This is a genomic window from uncultured Parabacteroides sp. (assembly GCF_947855115.1).
Lineage (GTDB): Bacteria > Bacteroidota > Bacteroidia > Bacteroidales > Tannerellaceae > Parabacteroides.
This window is the reverse complement of the sequence record NZ_CANTZW010000011.1, coordinates 54,986-72,392: the sequence shown is the minus strand read 5'-3', so window position 1 is coordinate 72,392 and position 17,407 is coordinate 54,986. Positions and strand designations below refer to the sequence as shown.

Below are 17,407 nucleotides of genomic sequence, written 5' to 3'. Positions count from 1 at the left end.
TTCTCAATTCTCTATTTTTTAATGATTAGTTAATTGTATTCTTTTCCGTATTTGATCTTGGCGTCGGCTACGAATTGTTTGATTCGTTGTTCATCATCTTTTTTACAAATCAATAATACGTTTCCGGATTCAGCCACGATACAATCCTTTAACCCTTGGATAACGGCTAGACGTTTCGGATTATTCAACGCGATCACGTTGCCGGAACATTCGTATAGCATCGCTTCGTTATTTTTCAGGATCGCGTTCTCGTTCTCGTCTTTATTCGCGAGGTCGAACAAAGATCCCCAGCTACCGAGGTCGGCCCAACCGAAATCTACGCATAGCATATACACGTTGTTCGCTTTCTCCATGATACCGTAATCGATAGATATATTAAGGCAATAAGGGAAGTTCTCTTGGATAAACGTTTTTTCTTCCGGGGTATTGAATTTATCCTTGCCCAGATCGAAGCGGCTGCTGATATCCGGGAGATATTTGGAGAACGCCTCTAGGATCGTGTTTACGTTCCATACGAACAAACCGGAGTTCCAGAAGAATTCTCCGCTTTCCATGAATATCTTTGCCAACTCGAGATTGGGCTTTTCTGTAAAGGTCTTCACCTTTGTGAAATCATCTACTACCGTATCGCTGCTTTGGATATATCCGTATCCTGTCTCCGGGCGGCTGGGCTTGATTCCCAAGGTTACCAACGCACGGTTCCTTTTCACGAAGTCGAGTGCCTTTTGCACATCCCTCAAGAAAATATCCTCTTTTAGGATCAAATGGTCGGAAGGAGCTACGACAATGTTAGCGTCTGGATTACAGGCCTTGATATGATAAGCCGCATAAGCGATACAAGGTGCTGTATTACGGCGGGCCGGCTCCAACAAGATTTGATCTTCCGCTAGTTCCGGCAACTGTTCTTTGATTAAGTCCGCATAAGATTCGTTGGTGACGATATATATATTTTCAGTAGGGATGATTTTTGCGAAGCGATCAAATGTCATTTGTAGTAAAGACCGTCCGCTCCCAAAAAAATCGAGAAATTGCTTTGGGTAACTTTCTCTACTGAAAGGCCAGAAACGGCTACCGATTCCACCTCCCATGATGACGCAATAATTATCTTTCATGATATTGGCTATTATTATGATTATACGTTTACAAATGTAACGAAATAATCTTTTTATGCGAAACAATCCTACGCATATTCCCTTTTGCGGAAAAATATTTGATTTTTTTTGCCCAAACGTTTGCTTGTTTAAAAAAAAGCTGTACCTTTGCAACGCATTTGAGAAATAAACCTACTGCTAAAGTCAAGAGGTTAATCAAAAATGCCCAGATGGCGGAATTGGTAGACGCGCTGGTCTCAAACACCAGTGGATTCACTTCCATGCCGGTTCGATCCCGGCTCTGGGTACGAATAAACCCTGATAATCGCTTGATTATCAGGGTTTTCTACTTTCATAGGGCGTACTAAATGTGTACTGAATGACGAATACAAAGAAAAGGTGTACTTTTATAGTTTTTCTCCCTGCGTCTTTATGATTTCTTAACTATTACCTTATCTTTTCTTCCTTATTATTGCCGATGTTTTCGGGAAAAGTGAGATTCTTACCTTATATTTGTAGTAAGAACGTTTAAAGGCACACGATTATGGAAAATCATATAGAAACCAATTTCAGAGAAATACAGAAGATATTAGATAGTTGTATAGCGCATGACTATAAAACTAAAGTAGATGCACTATTTTTAAAACGTGAATATTTGACGCAAGCCCAGCTAAAGGATTATTTGCGGCAAGAAATTTTCCGTGTGACTGAAAATATTGTAGCCATCCAACAAAAATACCGTGTCGTGCGTAACATTGTATTGGACATGGATATTCCCGATTTTTTGTGGGAAAGTGGTTATTTTGAGGACTTGAATTCTGATGAAAGAAAAAAGTATATCGGTTTCCGCTGCTCTGATTTTGATATGGATGCATATTTGCATGAACCGTCCTGTTATGATGGGCGGCTTCCTTATTTGTCCATTATCGTTAATCTTGTCGTGCTTTCCAAATATTTGCGCTATCTGCAAGAACAGGAAAGCAATTACCATACAGATGCGGTTGCCATCCAAGAGCAAGCCTTGCCAAAAGAGAAAGAGGAAAGTGCAGATACTAATCCAACCAAGATTGTGGGCAAAAGCAATCCTTTCAAGTCCACGTTGAAAGCTAATGAAATCAAACTTCTGACCGACTGTGTGAATGAAGCGAATATGTTTACTACTACCGTCAGTGCCAAAATACTTACCGATTTTTTCAACTGCAAACTGAATGGGGTATTGAAAGTTAATAATACCCGTCTGTTAGCCTATCTTATGATGCAACTTAGCTGTTATAATTACATCGTTTATGAATGGCAGTCTGTCATAGCAAACAATAAGCTGATATTGAAGAAGATAAAAGGTGAACCGCTTACACGTACTGACCTGTCGAGTGCGACAGACCAAGCGAAAAACATCTATCCGAAAGGATATGAAATCATAGACAAATACATCAAACAACTGCAAAAAGGTTGAGCATAGATTGAACGCTCAAACAAAGGTCAATTAGACTTCATTTTCAAGCTCTTAACTTTGCCCCCGTTAACAAAAAAACGAGGGTGCGCACCTTCATATTGTTTCACCTAAATTCCTAAACAATATGGAAAAAAATTTAGAGTTAAGAGTTTCCGAACTCGAAAAGATGTTGTTCCTTTCAAAGAACGTGCTTAGCTTCGATGAAGCGAGCAAGTTCTTGAACCTTTCTAAAAGTTACCTGTACAAGCTGACTTCGGGTAACTTGATACCCCATTACAAGCCGCAGGGCAAAATGCTTTATTTTGAGAAAGCGGAGTTGGAAGCATGGTTACGTCAGAACCCGGTCAAGACGCAGGTGCAGATAGAGCAGGAAGCGCAGAAGTATATCCTTAACCGTCCTCTAAAGAAATAACGGCTATGGAAAATAGAAAAGCGACAGAAGCCGGACAGGACGTCACCATGCAGAAAGAGGATTTCGCAGCCCTTTGGAAAACCATTCATCTAAAGGTAACGGACACTTACGAGGTGCCGCCCGAAATACTCTGGGTGAACGGCTCTACCATTGGCACGCTGGGTAATTTCAGCGCATCCACGGGTAAAGCCAAGAGCAAAAAGACATTCAACATTTCCGCTATCGTTGCGGCAGCGTTGAAGAATGACGAGGTACTGAAGTATTCGGCATACCTGCCACCGAACAAACGGAAAATCCTCTATGTAGATACCGAACAAAGCAAATACCATTGCCACAAGGTCATGGAGCGTATTTTGCGACTTGCCGGACTGCCTACCGACAAGGACAGGGACGATTTTGTTTTCATTGTGTTAAGGGAGCAGACTCCCGACAAGCGGAAACAGATTATCGGCTATATGCTTGAAAATATGCCCGATGTGGGGTTGCTCATCATTGACGGAATCCGTGACTTGATGTACGACATCAACAGCCCCAGCGAATCAACCGACCTAATCAACCTCTTGATGCGCTGGTCAAGTGGATATAATCTGCATATCCATACCGTACTGCATTTGAACAAGGGGGATGACAACACAAGGGGGCATATCGGTACGGAACTGAACAACAAGGCTGAAACCGTCCTGCAAATCACGAAAAGCCAGCAGGACGGCAACATAAGCGAGGTAAAGGCGATGCACATACGTGACCGGGAGTTTGACCCGTTCGCATTCCGTATCAATGACAACGCTTTGCCCGAAATCGTGGACGGTTATGTATTCCAACAACCTAAGCAGGACAGGAACTTTCCGCTTACGGAACTGACTGAACAGCAACACCGGGAAGCGTTGGAGAACGGTTTCGGCAAGCAGGTGGTACAAGGCTATTCCAATGTCATAGCGGCATTGAAACAGGGTTATGCGAGTATCGGTTACGAGCGTGGACGCAATGTCCTTGTGTCACTTAACAAGTTCCTTGTGAACAAGCGTATGATTGTGAAAGAGGGCAAGGGCTACCGCTATAATCCCGATTTCCATTATTAAAAGTCAGTTTGGTTTAGTCCGGGTGTATATATAAGAGGAACGGACTTACTATTTCCCTGTATCGGAACAGGCAGGTTTAGTATGGTACGGGTATATATATAACGGACTAAACAGGACTGGCGCACTTTTCAACTATTTTTTAATCCCAAAAAAAGAAAATGTTATGAACATCGAAGATGTGAAACAAATACCCATCGCAGACTATCTGCACAGTTTAGGCTACTCTCCTGTCAAGCAGCAGGGCAACGGCTTATGGTACAAATCACCGTTAAGGGAGGAACACGAACCGTCTTTCAAGGTGAACACTGACCGCAACCTTTGGTATGACTTTGGTGCAGGCAAGGGCGGTAACATCATCGCATTGGCAAAGGAACTCTATTGCTCCGACAGCCTGCCATACCTTTTAAACCGGATAGCGGAACAGACACCGCACGTCCGCCCGGTCAGTTTTTCTTTTCCCCAGCGTAGGACAGAACCGAGTTTCCAACATTTGGAAGTCCGTAACCTTACCCATCCCGCATTGCTCCGTTACTTGGAGGGACGGGGTATCAATATCGAACTGGCAAAAAGAGAATGTAAGGAACTCCACTTTACCAATAACGGCAGACCGTTCTTTGCTATCGGTTTCCCGAACATAGCAGGAGGTTACGAGGTTCGCAATTCCTTTTTCAAAGGCTGCATCGCCCCGAAAGACATCACCCATATACGGCAGCAGGGAGAGCCGAGAGAGAAGTGTTTGGTATTCGAGGGTTTTATGGACTATCTTTCTTTCCTCACGCTCCGGATGAAGAACTGCCCGACCATGCCCGACCTTGACAGGCAGGATTATGTTATACTCAACTCTACTGTCAATGTGCCGAAAGCTATTGACGTGCTGTACCCGTATGAACGCATCCACTGTATGCTTGACAATGACAAGGCAGGATATGAAGCGACACGGGCTATCGAATTGGAATACTCCTACCGTGTGCGTGACTTCTCGGGCAATTACAGGGGGTATTCGGACTTGAACGATTACCTGTGCGGCAGGAAGCAGGAACAGAAGAACAGCACCAGCCAAGCGCAGGAGATAAAGCAGGAAACCGGACAACGTGCCGCCCCAAGACAGAAAAGGGGCAGGGGTATTTAGTCCGGCAGGATTACCAGCGGCAGGCGGTTTGATTTGGAGAGCAAGGTTATGTTTCGGTAAACCGAAACTACCTTGCTTTGCTTGACAGCAAAGAAAATTTCTCCCGTTGGTCGCAATTTTTAAGACACCATTTAAACGTAAAAACCTATGACGAATATAAAGGATAAGCCGGGAGGACGTCCGGCAAAGAAACGGATAGAGAAGCAGCAACGGGTAGTCAGCACGAAGCTGACCGAGTTGCAGTATTACGCCATCAGGAAGCGAGCCGGGGAAGCCGGGTTGCGTGTCAGTGAGTATGTCCGGCAGGCGGTTGTTTCGGCGGAGGTCATACCCCGGCTGAACAGGCAGGATGTGGACACCATCCGCAAACTGGCAGGGGAAGCCAACAACATCAACCAGTTGGCGCATCGGGCAAATGCCGGAGGTTTCACACTGGTGGCGGTGGAACTGGTGAAACTCAAAAACAGGATTGTCGAAATTATAAACCAGTTGTCGGATGATTGGAAAAATAAAAAAGGGAAGCGGGTTTAAGGGCTGCGTGAACTATGTGCTGGGCAAGGAACAGGCGGCTTTGCTCCATGCGGAAGGGGTACTGACAGAAAGCCGGGGAGATATAATCCGCAGCTTCTGTATGCAGACCGGGATGAACCCTGACTTGAAAAAGCCAGTCGGACATATTGCGCTAAGTTATTCGGCAGTGGATGCGCCCAAATTGACAGACGAGAAGATGATACAGCTTGCGCAGGAATATATGCGTGAGATGAAAATCACCGATACGCAGTATATCATCGTGCGCCATCAAGACCGGGAGCATCCGCACGTGCATATCGTGTTCAACCGTATAGACAACAATGGCAAGACCATTTCGGACAAAAACGATATGTACCGCAACGAGCAGGTATGCAAGAAGCTGAAAGCCAAACACGGGCTTTATTTCGCTGGTGGGAAAGAACAGGTAAAGCAGCACCGCTTGAAAGAGCCGGACAAATCGAAATACGAGATTTACCACGCTGTAAAGAATGAAATCGGAAAATCCCGAAACTGGCAGCAGTTACAGGGGCGGTTAGCGGAAAAGGGTATTACTATCCGGTTCAAGTACAAAGGGCAGACAAACGAAGTGCAGGGCATATCCTTTTCCAAAGGTGAATACACGTTCAAGGGTTCGGAGATAGACCGCAGTTTCAGTTTCTCCAAACTGGATAAATGTTTCGGGGATGCAGGACTGAATACTGCCGGAAACTACCGACAGACAGTTTCCGTACCTGTTCAGGAGCCAGCGCAGACACCGGGCAAAGCCGACAATCCGTTACTGGCAGGCTTGGGCGGTCTGTTCTCCGCTTCATCCTCTCCGGCTGATGAAATGCCCGATGATTCCTTTTTGAGAAAGAAGAAGAAAAAAAAGAAAAAACAACTAAAGTTATAAGCGTATGGAGGAAAATTTGATTTTAGAGGGGCTTCTCTCAATGGTTACAGAACTGAAAGAGAAGCAGGAAGCACAGGTAACGCCAGCCAGTCGGGAGGAAACTCTTGAAAGGCTGAACGCAATCGAACAGGCATTGTCGGAACTGCACAGCAACCCGGCTGCTCCCGAAAAGGATTTGCAGGCTATCCGAAGCCAGCTTGACGAGATAAGGAACAGGATGCAGGGTCAGCAGAAACATATCGAGGACACCAAGAAAATAGTATTGGAAACCTATCGTTGTTTCAAGGTTATGATTGACGCTTTGGGCTCTTGCAAAACGGATAAAGAGGAAGCTGCGCCCTTACCGCTCTATCAACGGATTTACAACAAAGTCGCTTCTTGGATTCGTCCGGGATTGTTCCTTTTTTCGGCAGTGCTGGTTATCTGTTCCGTTTCCATATTCTTGAATGTCCGTTTGGCTGAACGTATGCAGCAGTTGCAGGACAACGATATGAAATACCGCTATTTGCTGATGCAAGGACAGGCAGACGGGGAAACTTTTGATATGCTGGAAAACAAGTTCAGGTGGCAACGGGATAACGGTTTTATCCGAAGTCTGACCGATTCAGTGATAGATTTTGAATACCGCAGCCAAAAGCAGGCGGAAGCACTGGAACGTGCAAGGCTACTCAATGAACAAGCTGAACAGTTGAGAAAGGAAGTTGATAAGCTAAGTAAACCATAAGCGTACAAAACCGGAGCGATGAATAACATTCATTGCTTCGGCTGGTTATATTTAGTCTAACTTAGAAAAATATTTAGGGCGAAAAGAAAAAAATCATTTATTACGAATTTAAATCCAAAAATTCTTATTTTTGCATAGACTTTGAGTTTTTGAAGTCTATAAATGTTATATATTAAAGCGTTAGCTTTTATTCTTGCTTCTGAAATTTGGCGATTTTAAGTACTGCAATGAATTTAAGTGAACGCCTGCGCTATAGCGTGGGCTTTCCTTATTTGCAGTACAGGCTCGCCAAAGCCTCAGAAGCGTAGGGAATGTTCCACGCTTTATTATTTTTGAGGTATATACTGATAGAAAATATGAGAATGCTTATGAAGTACGTGTTGTTTTTAATTTTTTTTGTGGTTACTCTAGTTGCAAACGCACAAGTACAAACAAATATTACAGATATGAATTCTTTATTTAATTCATATTCTAGTTTTAAAGCGCTCAATTATGGAAACTCTTTTACGTCAGTAAAGAATATGAAAGTAGCAATAAATGGTACAAAGCTAAATATTTATTATGAGATAAAACCGGGAAGTGTATTAAGGAAATGTTCTGTATCTTTTGATGTTCAGAAATGTCAATTTGAACGATATTTTTCTGATGCACGTAAATTGTCGATTTATTCGAAAACAGGAATAGATTATCTAGAAAATTCATATTGGGAAGATGGAAGAGTATATGGGACTCCTAAAAAGGAAATGTTATCATATTGGTCTTTGGAAACGGGCAATGTAACTTTAACTGATCGTTTAATCAATGGCTTTTTGGCTATTCAAGCAGCGATAAAAGAACAAAAAATAGCTCCTACACCTGTACATCCATTAGATAATGCAGAAATTACTTTAATTGCAGTAAGTTTCACTGAACCTAATTCAAATCATCAACTTGATAAAAATGAAACTGGTTGTATAAAAGTACGTATAAAGAATAATTCTACAAATGATGCGTATGGTATCAAAGTACTTTTAACAGAAATAGGTGCTAGATCTGATAATTTATATTATGATCAGGTTGTAAATGTGGATAAAATTTCATCTTATACAGAAACAGATGTAAATATTCCTATAAAAGCGTCTTCTAATATAGAAAACAAGAAGCATTCTTTTAAGGTTGAGCTGATATATAAGAATTACGTAAAAACTACAAGCTTATCTATTAATTCAGGAGGTACTAATAATGAAAAAGGGCGTAAAGTTATTCAAATGAAGAAAATGGCAGGAGAGACATATTTAATAGCTTGTAAAGTTAATGGTTTGCCCCTTAATTTTATCTTTGATACTGGGGCTTCTTCTGTTACATTATCTAAAAAGGAAGCTGCATTTATGTTAAGTAATGGATATTTATCTACTGATGATATTATTGGGCAAGCATCATTTCAAACAGCTGATGGAAATATAGCTGTGGGAACTATTGTTAAACTGAAGAAAATTGAAATTAGTGGCTTAGTCTTATATAATGTTAATGCCTCAATTATAAACAATGATAATGCACCTCTTTTATTAGGACAAAGTGCATTAAGTAAATTGGGAAAAATACAAATAGATTATAATAATTCTACATTAACAATTATCAGATAGTATGAAAAAGAGTAATAAATATTTGGCTAAAGTTTTGAAGCGGCTAAGTACTTTGGACTTTTCTAAGTATAAAAAAGGATATTTTAATCAAATAAAAATACTTAATAGAATTCCTTTTGAGGTATTTGATTTAGAACCAACTTCAACTAATTATGTTTATAGAGCTGTAATAAATAATCCAGATTCTCATTATGAGAAAATAAGTAGAATTGCATTCAATCCAAATCCTCAATATATTTCTAGGGCAAATCTTAAAGGGCAGGCTGTTGCATATTATGCTTGTGATTATGATATTGCATTAATAGAAGCTTGTCATGATAAATTAAAAGCGACAAATAAACGGACTTTTGAATTGACTGTATCTAAATGGAAAATTCAAAAAAAAATCTCAGTTCAAATTATCAATAGTAGTTCTTTGGCTCAAAGTGCAGGAACTGATTTAAGTTTGTATTATGAAAGGTGTAGATCAAAACGAAAAGCAATATTGCCTAAAAAAATGTACAGAACATGGTACTTGAAAACTAAATTTATAGCAGAGCAATTTGCTAAAGAAATTTCAAGTGATATGGATTATTATATAACAGCACGATATTCTAATCAAATACTTCATAAGACAGAAATCAAAGGTATTATTTATCCTAGTATTCGTTATTTATACAAAGGATTTAATTACGCTTTATCACCACAATTATTTGAAGATAATAGTTTACAGTTGGAAGAAGTGTCGGAATATAAAGTTGTTTTTGATGAAAGTGATATAACAAAATATCCAATCATAATAAAACAATATTCTACTTGTCGTTTTGATGGAGATAATATTCTGTGGTAATAGTGTGATGGTTAATTAATATAATATTATATAGGATGAAGACATTAAAATTAATTTTAAGTGCGATTGCTATAGGCGTTTGGACACTTGTTTTTCAAAATTTAGGGTTAATACCTAATATTCAAAAAGTTCGGGTTGTGAACGAAGTGGATGCAAATGTAGCAAATACCATAAAAGCAGATGTTTCAGGTTCTGTAAGCATAGACAATACAGTAGATGTGAATATTCATCAAATAAATGGCTATAATCAAGTAACAACAAAAATGGGAACACATTCTGTTTTTCCTTTTGGATATATGTTACCAGTAGATAGTTGGTAAATTAAAAAAGGAATATAAATTAAAGATTGTAGAATTTGGTTTGGTTTATGCTTTTGTCTATATAGCCAAAATGTACTAAACTTATTTTCAAAGATCTCCATATTTACTAGCGAAAAGAGGGATCGATTTCCTCTTTTCGCTAGTTTTGTTTTTTAACATTTTTAGTCTTTAATAGTTTGAGGAGGAAATGAATTTCTTTAACTCTTCCTCACTTGGAAGTTCTATCATGTATTTCTGTACAAAAATATTCGGGTCTAATCCGGCAGTGGCATACTTAACTAATGTATCTCCCTTTTCGGTACACAGCAAAATGCCGATAGGCGGATTATCATCCGGCTGCATCACTTCTGCTTTAAAATAGTTCAGATACATATTTAGTTGCGAAGCATATTCATGGCGAAACTTGTCTATCTTCAATTCCACAATAACATGACATTTCAAAATACGGTGATAGAACACAAGGTCGGCAAAGAAATAATCTTCATCAATCAAGATGCGTTTTTGCCGGGCTTCAAAGCAGAAGCCATGTCCCATTTCCAATAGGAAGCGTTGCAAGTTGTCAAGAATGGATTGTTCCAAATCGTTTTCCGTCACTAATGCACGTTCATTCAACCCTAAGAATTCCAAAGTAACAGGGGTATTGATAACATCTTTAGGTTGTAATAAGGTTGCTTGTTGCTGGACTAAAGCGGAGAGGGCTTCTTTGTTTTTGGATAGTCCGCTACGTTCGTAATATAAAGATGCGATTTGTCGCTCCAACTCCTTTACAGACCAGCAGCCACGAATAGTTTCCATTTCATAGAAAGCACGTTTTACCGGGTTCTCAATTCCCGATATAGTGTTTAAATGGGTGGAAGATAATCTGTTGAATAATCTATCAGCCGGAATCATCCATGTTTCGGTTTGTGGGTATTCTGTTGATAGTTTCCAAACGCCATTTTCAGATTCGGCGGTCACTAACCGCCGAATTGGTTCTGTGAATTCGGCGGTCAATGACTGCCGAATTTGAATTTGTGATGCAATATATTGTGTAACAGGTTCTTTTAGTTGTGGATAAATAAGGTACAACCGCCTAAATTCACGGAATCTACGTTCATTCAGACCTTTTGTTTTCAGTTGTTGTTCCAGCTTCTTCAACAGTTGTTCACCGTAGGCGGCACGGTCTTCTCCGTTCTGCTCAAATTCTACGATATAGCACCCCATAAGCCAGTTACGGGAAGTAAGGGCAAGGTTTACAGCGTGTGCGGCTTGTGCCTGCAACGTGTTCTGTATCGTACTGATATGTTTTACTAATGCTTCAAAGTTCATAGTTACAAAGATAAGTCTTTTGTGGTTAAAACTTTAGTTCGGGTAGGCTGTTTATTGCTTCCTCTTTCAATTTATCCACCGCACGGGTGTATTTTTCTGTATGCTTCAATCCGCTATGTCCTAAAAGACTGGCTACGGTTTTGATATTTGCCCCATTGTTCAGGATGTTCACGGCAAACGAGTGCCGGGCGCAATGCCAGCTTATATGTTTGTCTATCCCAGCTCTTTTTACCCAACGCTTTACCGACTTGCAGCAGCTTTCGTATGAGGGCAAATCGAATATCAAGCAATCTTTGTCTGCCGGAGCTTCACCAATAATAGATAGCAGACCGTCATTCAGAGGGATAACCACACCGCTACTGGCAGAATGTCCCTTTGTCTTGCTTTGCTCAAACTTCAATAACCGATTAGCGTAATCCACATTCTTATAGGTAAGGTCTTTTACATCACAGAAACGCAAACCACTGTATAAGCAGAAGATAAAAGCCCGTCTGACATTCGGGTTCTCGTTGTCATAATGGCAAGCCGCCAACTTTTGGATTTCTTCGGGAGAAAGAACATCTTTCCGAAGCATTTGGCTATCCACTTTGCAGACAACACTTTTGCATGGGTCTTTCAACATTACATCGTGGTCAATCGCATATCGAATAACTTTCTTGAAACGCTGGTAAATGCTTTTAGCACCCTCACCCACACTTCGGGATTGCAGATAGGCTACAAACTGCTCCATCATTTCTTTGGTGATAAGTTCCGGTTTGATACTAAACTCATTCATGGGGTATTGCTCTTTTAAGAAGTCCTTAAAACGGCTAAGCGCAATTTGTACCATGCGAATATCTTTCTTGGTATAACTGTTGATATAGGCTTGGAAATAATCTAAGAAATTGACCGTTCTATCTTTTTTCAACCGATAGCCCAACATGCTTTCTTTAAATTCCTGTTCACGTTCCGCACGTATCTTTGTGGCAAGCTCCAACGTTTCTTTGTTCTGCTGGCGTTCCGCTGGGGTGCGGGGCTTATCTATCAGATACAGACTAAGGTTTTCTTTTCGTCTGTTGTGCTTTACTGCAAACTTGGGCCTACCTTGCATCTTTCCATTATCATAGTACACTTGATTGCCGTTTTCATCTAATACGGGCTTTTCCTCTCTACCTAAATAATACTCTAAGTAAAGGCTAATTCTACCATCCGAGAGCTTATTTTGCTCTAACTTGGGGTTTTCTTTCGTTTTATTTTCTAACTTTGCCATTGTTTAGAGGTTTTATCCCGATTTAGGTACCATAACCGGGTGATTACGCTAAATAGTTGATTTTCTTTTGTTTTCCGATATTGCAAAGGTACAAAAGAAAATGATATTTCAAAGTGTACTAAAAGTGTACTGAATAACGGAAAATGGGCAAAATATGGCAAAAATAGAGAAAATAGGAAATATTCAAATAGTTGATAATAAGGAAGATAAATTCTTTTATTTTCCTATGATTTCTATGGCTTGTACCGGGTCTGGGTACTTAAAGGTCCTAGTAATCATATGATTATTAGGACTTTTTCTTTTCTCAAAAATTATTCCGGGTCAATGTAAAAACGGAATGACTAAAGAATTTTACAGATAATCGCTTAATTGATAGGTACATCTATTGTGGTGGCTCAGTTGACACCCGTGGCCATGTGCCATCTGTAACCATGCATAAACTGCCCATCCGATACCAATGTGTTCTTTCCATTTAGTTTTCAATTAAAATGCTTCTGCGAACTGGAATACAAATCCTGCGGTTTCCTTTCCGAATCCATAATCAATACGAATATTCACGTTATGTTTAAATTCAATTCTTAATCCTAAACCATAATTGGGCAAGATATTCTTCCATTTTAGTTTGTCGAGGGAAGGAAATACTGTTCCGCCACCAGCCCATACCACACATCCGATACGGCTGTAAATATGTTGCCTAAGTTCCAGTTGCGCGGAAATTTGATTATTATCAATGTAACGCCCTACGTAATATCCGCGCATACGGCTAGTTCCGCTTCCTAATTCCTCACGCAAAGCCCAAGGTACATCACCATTAAACTGACCATACAGGTCGAAGGCAAATACGCTGCCGTTCCATGCTTTTTGATAACAGTCGAAGATCACAGTCGTACCAAATATATCTTTGTCGTGTGTGCTTGCAAAATTCGGGTAATATACTTCTTTTACCATGAAATAAACACCACGTTTCGGATTCAGTATAAAATCACGAGTATCGTATGATACAGAAACCCCGATTCCTGTAAAAAAATAGGAATCTTTTTGTCCTTCTAAATATGTTGGGGTTATTATGTTTGAGGCTTTGGTATAATTCAGGTTAAGAGCGGCTCCTAAATGGAGGTTTTTAGTCAGTTTATATACATAATCCGATTCCCATTTTATCATCTGCCGTTTATAACCCGAAATGGGATTCTGGTTGCATGCGTCATACGATACTCCCCAAAAATCCAGATTTTTATTTTGGAATTGTAGATGATAGGATAAGCGGCTTTTGTTTCCTTTAAAGTTATTGTTTCCTCTGACAGTTATTCCATAAAAACCTTTGATAGTGGCACTACCGGATAGGGATATATCAGACGGTTGCATAATGGAATCTTTACGGTCTAGACGGTATAACCCTGTCGCGGCTCCACCGACCCCGAAACTCCCTTCACGGGTATAGCAGGGAGCTATAATATAACTCATGTCTATTTTCTTTTTGAAGGTTCTGTCAACATTTCCATTTACGAGACTATTCCAATATTTCTTGAATCTCTTATTTTCTGCTTCTTGTGAAGATAAACAAGATATACTACTCAATAGTAAAACGGTTGTAATCAAAATTTGCTTCGTCATTTTTATAAGGTTTAGTATATTATTTCCCAAAGCGGTAAGCAACTCCGATACTTATGGCATGAGGGTGCATTTTTATTCGGCTGCTGTTTGCGTCGAGCAAATTGCTTATACTTGCCTTATAGCTTGCGTTAATTTGAAAGCCTGAAATAAATTCATATCCGATTTTTACTCCGAATCCGGTGTTTGAGTCTTGTAAAGCCGGTAATCCTGTACTTCCATCTTTTTGATAAAGGTCTGCTTTCGTTTCCCCGTGCTTGAATTTTGCGTCAAAGCCGAACTCCGTATAAGGGCCTATCCCGATTTGCAAACGATTCCCTTTTGAGTAGGTGTAGTGATACATGGCATAGATAGGGATTTCTATTCCCCAATAGGAGAAATCCCCTTTTTGATTGTCCCATTCAAAATCAGAGTTCTTGTAATGGAATAACATTTCTCCTTGCACAGAGAAAGACTGTACGATACCCAAGTTCAAGAAGCCGCCGATACTAAATCCTGCTTTCATAATGCTATTTCCATTTTCCACTCCCGAATGGAAAAAGCCAGATAAATTGTTTTCCAGTATTGCACCACCAGTGAACACGATCTTTTGCTTTTCTTGCGAGAATGCTTCCCCATTAGGGATTTCCGACAGTTGCGCATAGGAAATATGAGTACAGACTGATGCGAATACAATAGCGATAATTCGTATTTTGCTCATTTACGGTAATTTTAAGATGATGCAAAAATAGATACTTAATGAACTTTGATAAAGGTCTTTTCGTTGAAGATCTTGGACGAAAGTTTTAATTTTTAATATGATATTAATGGTTTGTCCTATATTTGTGTTCAAAATTTAGAATCATGAATAAAATAGCGTTATTGAATTTACCTCTGAGCGCACGCAACAATCGGTCTGTACAATGTATCGGTGATGATTTTTTTATATTCGATGTGACAAAGAAGAAATTCTCATCCGATCCGTTTAAAATCGATATGTATGTATGCTGTATTTGTTTTTGTGGGGAAAGTAGAGGTAAAATAAACCTGTCTCCTTGTAATATGGAAGGTAATACAATGTCTATTAATATTCCCGGACAGATACTTGAGCAAGAATTCATGAGCGATGATTACCATAGCACTTGCATATTTATGTCTGATAGGTTTGTCAGTAGTTTAGGGCTTCCTCATAATTTTCAGACTTATATGGCATTGCAAGAGTGTCCTATTCTTAAACTGACATCGAGACAAATGGAGGCCATATCATCCTATTGCACAATGGTTCGTAAATTATTTGAAGTTGATCATCCCAATAAAGCTGAGATAATCAAGCATTTGACTTGTGCGTTTTTATATGGAATGGGATATTACTTTCACCAACTCGTAGAAAATAAAATATTGTCGAAAGAAGAGATTCTTATGCGAAATTTTTCTATGGAAGTTCAACGGCATTATAAGAGGGAGAGAAAAGTTCTTTTTTATGCGGACTTATTACATTTATCTGCCGGATATTTATCTACGATCATAAAGAGATACAGTGGAAAGAGCGCTGCCGAATGGATTGATAGTTATGTGATATTGGAAGCTAAGGCTTTGCTACGTTCTACAAATCTGACAATACAACAAATCAGCAATGAACTAAATTTTCCTTCGCAATCTTTTTTCGGAAAATATTTTAAGCGAGTAGCCGGAATGTCACCTAAAGAATATCGAAACGATTGATCGTTTTTTTATTGTACCATTGATGGAAATCAGTTGAACGTAATTCATATAAAATATCTGTAACTCGAGGTTTTAGAGACGAAATCTATGAGTTGATACTAAACAACCATCTAATAACTAGAGATTAGCCATGATCCGGTTCAGTATTTCATTTTTTCTGCCTTTTGAGCGTATAATCTGATATCTAAATCATTAATTCTCCTAAACCAAGCAAAAAAGAACGATCTAAAAACGTGAAAAATGAGGGCTTTTTGTAATTTTGCGGAAATTAGAAAATATATATAGTTAACAATAAGCTCAAAGTATTAAATGTCAAACTCAAAAATCTCAGCAGCCGCGTTTGCGGACACAAAACCCCATTATGACCTTCTTGATGGATTGAGAGGTGTCGCCGCCTTAATGGTTATATTTTATCATGTATTCGAAGCTTTTGCGACGAGCCCTATTGATCAGCGATTTAATCACGGGTATCTAGCCGTGGATTTTTTCTTTATCCTGTCAGGGTTCGTGATCGGTTATGCTTATGACGATCGGTGGAAAACAATGACAACAAAGGATTTTATCAAACGCCGATTGATCCGTTTGCATCCGATGGTTATACTTGGAGCCGTTTTGGGGGTTATCGCATTTTGCATACAAGGGTGTGAGAAATGGGACGGCACGCATGTCTCCATATCCATGGTGATGTTGGCTTTACTTATCAATCTATTCCTGATACCGGCTGTACCGGGTTCCGGGCCGGAGATCCGTGGAAATGGCGAGATGTTTCCTCTGAATGGTCCTAGTTGGTCTTTGTTCTTTGAGTATATCGGAAATATTATGTACGCTTTGTTCATTCGTCGGATGTCGACGAAGGCACTTACGGCACTTATCGTGTTGGCGGGAGTCGGGTTGGCTTCGTTCGCCGTATTCAATTTTTCCGGCGCAGGCCATCTGGGTGTAGGTTGGACGATGGAAGAGTACAATTTGATCGGTGGTTTTTTGCGTGTGTTATTTTCTTTCTCTGTGGGATTGTTAATGTCTCGTGTCTTTAAGCCCGTTCATGTCAAAGGTGCTTTTTGGATATGTAGTTTGGCGATCGTCGTTTTACTCTCTATGCCGTATGTCGGTAATGGTGAGGCTTTATGGATGAACGGTATTTATGATTCTGTATGTGCGATCCTTATATTCCCTATACTTGTTTATCTGGGGGCTTCCGGGAAAACGACCGATAAGCATTCTGCTCGTATCTGTAAATTTTTGGGTGATATCTCTTATCCTTTGTATATGGTACATTATCCGCTTATATACTTATATTATGGGTGGGCGAAGAAAGAGAATCTTACTTTTGCGGAAGCGTGGCCGGAAGCGTTAGCATTAGTTATCGGAAGTATCGTATTGGCTTACGTCAGCTTGAAACTTTATGACGAGCCGGTTCGCAGATATTTGACAAAGCGTTTTTTGAAAGTGCGCAAATAAG

17 protein-coding genes and 1 tRNA gene are annotated in these 17,407 nt (G+C 39.9%); 13 read left to right on the top strand and 5 right to left on the bottom strand.

The window, feature by feature from the left end:
- Positions 1-29 precede the first annotated feature (29 nt).
- Positions 30-1,112 (bottom strand): mannose-1-phosphate guanylyltransferase, encoded by a 1,083-nt coding sequence (locus tag Q0110_RS08815; protein WP_297905796.1) that lies wholly within the window; start codon positions 1,110-1,112, stop codon positions 30-32.
- Between the two features lie 203 nt (positions 1,113-1,315).
- On the opposite strand from Q0110_RS08815, the gene Q0110_RS08810 reads away from it, so the two are divergent.
- The 11 genes from Q0110_RS08810 to Q0110_RS08760 all read left to right on the top strand — a co-directional run bounded on the left by Q0110_RS08810 (position 1,316) and on the right by Q0110_RS08760 (position 10,082).
- Positions 1,316-1,399, top strand: a tRNA-Leu gene (locus Q0110_RS08810).
- A gap of 236 nt (positions 1,400-1,635) precedes the next feature.
- Positions 1,636-2,544 (top strand): hypothetical protein, encoded by a 909-nt coding sequence (locus Q0110_RS08805; RefSeq protein ID WP_007479974.1) that lies wholly within the window; start codon positions 1,636-1,638, stop codon positions 2,542-2,544.
- A gap of 124 nt (positions 2,545-2,668) precedes the next feature.
- Positions 2,669-2,956 (top strand): helix-turn-helix domain-containing protein, encoded by a 288-nt coding sequence (locus Q0110_RS08800; RefSeq protein WP_032589103.1) that lies wholly within the window; start codon positions 2,669-2,671, stop codon positions 2,954-2,956.
- Between the two features lie 5 nt (positions 2,957-2,961).
- On the top strand, positions 2,962-4,035 hold the full coding sequence (locus Q0110_RS08795) for an AAA family ATPase (protein WP_007479977.1): 1,074 nt from the start codon (positions 2,962-2,964) through the stop codon (positions 4,033-4,035).
- A 163-nt stretch (positions 4,036-4,198) separates the two neighbouring features.
- Positions 4,199-5,164, top strand: coding sequence for a toprim domain-containing protein (locus tag Q0110_RS08790; RefSeq protein WP_032589101.1), 966 nt, complete (start codon positions 4,199-4,201; stop codon positions 5,162-5,164).
- A 147-nt stretch (positions 5,165-5,311) separates the two neighbouring features.
- Positions 5,312-5,695: a MobC family plasmid mobilization relaxosome protein gene (locus Q0110_RS08785; RefSeq protein ID WP_032589100.1), complete on the top strand. Its 384-nt coding sequence runs from the start codon at positions 5,312-5,314 to the stop codon at positions 5,693-5,695.
- Complete coding sequence (locus Q0110_RS08780) at positions 5,661-6,587, top strand: relaxase/mobilization nuclease domain-containing protein (protein ID WP_032589098.1); 927 nt, start codon at positions 5,661-5,663, stop codon at positions 6,585-6,587. The genes Q0110_RS08785 and Q0110_RS08780 overlap by 35 nt, the downstream gene beginning before the upstream one ends.
- Before the next feature lie 4 nt (positions 6,588-6,591).
- Positions 6,592-7,311: a hypothetical protein gene (locus tag Q0110_RS08775; protein ID WP_032589096.1), complete on the top strand. Its 720-nt coding sequence runs from the start codon at positions 6,592-6,594 to the stop codon at positions 7,309-7,311.
- 368 nt (positions 7,312-7,679) lie between these two features.
- Positions 7,680-8,933, top strand: a complete 1,254-nt coding sequence (locus Q0110_RS08770; RefSeq protein ID WP_297905795.1) for a retropepsin-like aspartic protease — start codon at positions 7,680-7,682, stop codon at positions 8,931-8,933.
- A gap of 1 nt (position 8,934) precedes the next feature.
- Positions 8,935-9,762 (top strand): RES domain-containing protein, encoded by an 828-nt coding sequence (locus Q0110_RS08765; RefSeq protein ID WP_032589094.1) that lies wholly within the window; start codon positions 8,935-8,937, stop codon positions 9,760-9,762.
- Between the two features lie 35 nt (positions 9,763-9,797).
- A complete protein-coding gene (locus Q0110_RS08760) occupies positions 9,798-10,082 on the top strand; it encodes a hypothetical protein (protein ID WP_032589092.1) in 285 nt (94 codons plus the stop codon).
- Positions 10,083-10,250: 168 nt separating this feature from the next.
- Here the strand turns inward: Q0110_RS08760 and Q0110_RS08755 are convergent, their stop codons facing one another.
- From Q0110_RS08755 to Q0110_RS08740, 4 genes are all read right to left on the bottom strand, one after another.
- Positions 10,251-11,390 carry a PDDEXK nuclease domain-containing protein gene (locus tag Q0110_RS08755; protein ID WP_032589091.1) on the bottom strand — a complete coding sequence of 380 codons (1,140 nt, stop codon included), beginning with the start codon at positions 11,388-11,390 and terminating at the stop codon, positions 10,251-10,253.
- 25 nt (positions 11,391-11,415) lie between these two features.
- On the bottom strand, positions 11,416-12,639 hold the full coding sequence (locus Q0110_RS08750) for a site-specific integrase (protein WP_032589089.1): 1,224 nt from the start codon (positions 12,637-12,639) through the stop codon (positions 11,416-11,418).
- A gap of 483 nt (positions 12,640-13,122) precedes the next feature.
- A complete protein-coding gene (locus tag Q0110_RS08745) occupies positions 13,123-14,100 on the bottom strand; it encodes a BamA/TamA family outer membrane protein (RefSeq protein WP_297905794.1) in 978 nt (325 codons plus the stop codon).
- Between the two features lie 169 nt (positions 14,101-14,269).
- On the bottom strand, positions 14,270-14,947 hold the full coding sequence (locus Q0110_RS08740) for an outer membrane beta-barrel protein (RefSeq protein WP_297905793.1): 678 nt from the start codon (positions 14,945-14,947) through the stop codon (positions 14,270-14,272).
- A 143-nt stretch (positions 14,948-15,090) separates the two neighbouring features.
- On the opposite strand from Q0110_RS08740, the gene Q0110_RS08735 reads away from it, so the two are divergent.
- Positions 15,091-15,948 (top strand): helix-turn-helix domain-containing protein, encoded by an 858-nt coding sequence (locus tag Q0110_RS08735; protein WP_297905792.1) that lies wholly within the window; start codon positions 15,091-15,093, stop codon positions 15,946-15,948.
- Between the two features lie 309 nt (positions 15,949-16,257).
- The gene (locus Q0110_RS08730; RefSeq protein ID WP_297905791.1) at positions 16,258-17,406 is read left to right on the top strand and encodes an acyltransferase; all 1,149 of its coding nucleotides are present in this window, start codon (positions 16,258-16,260) and stop codon (positions 17,404-17,406) included.
- The last annotated feature ends 1 nt before the right edge of the window (position 17,407 follow it).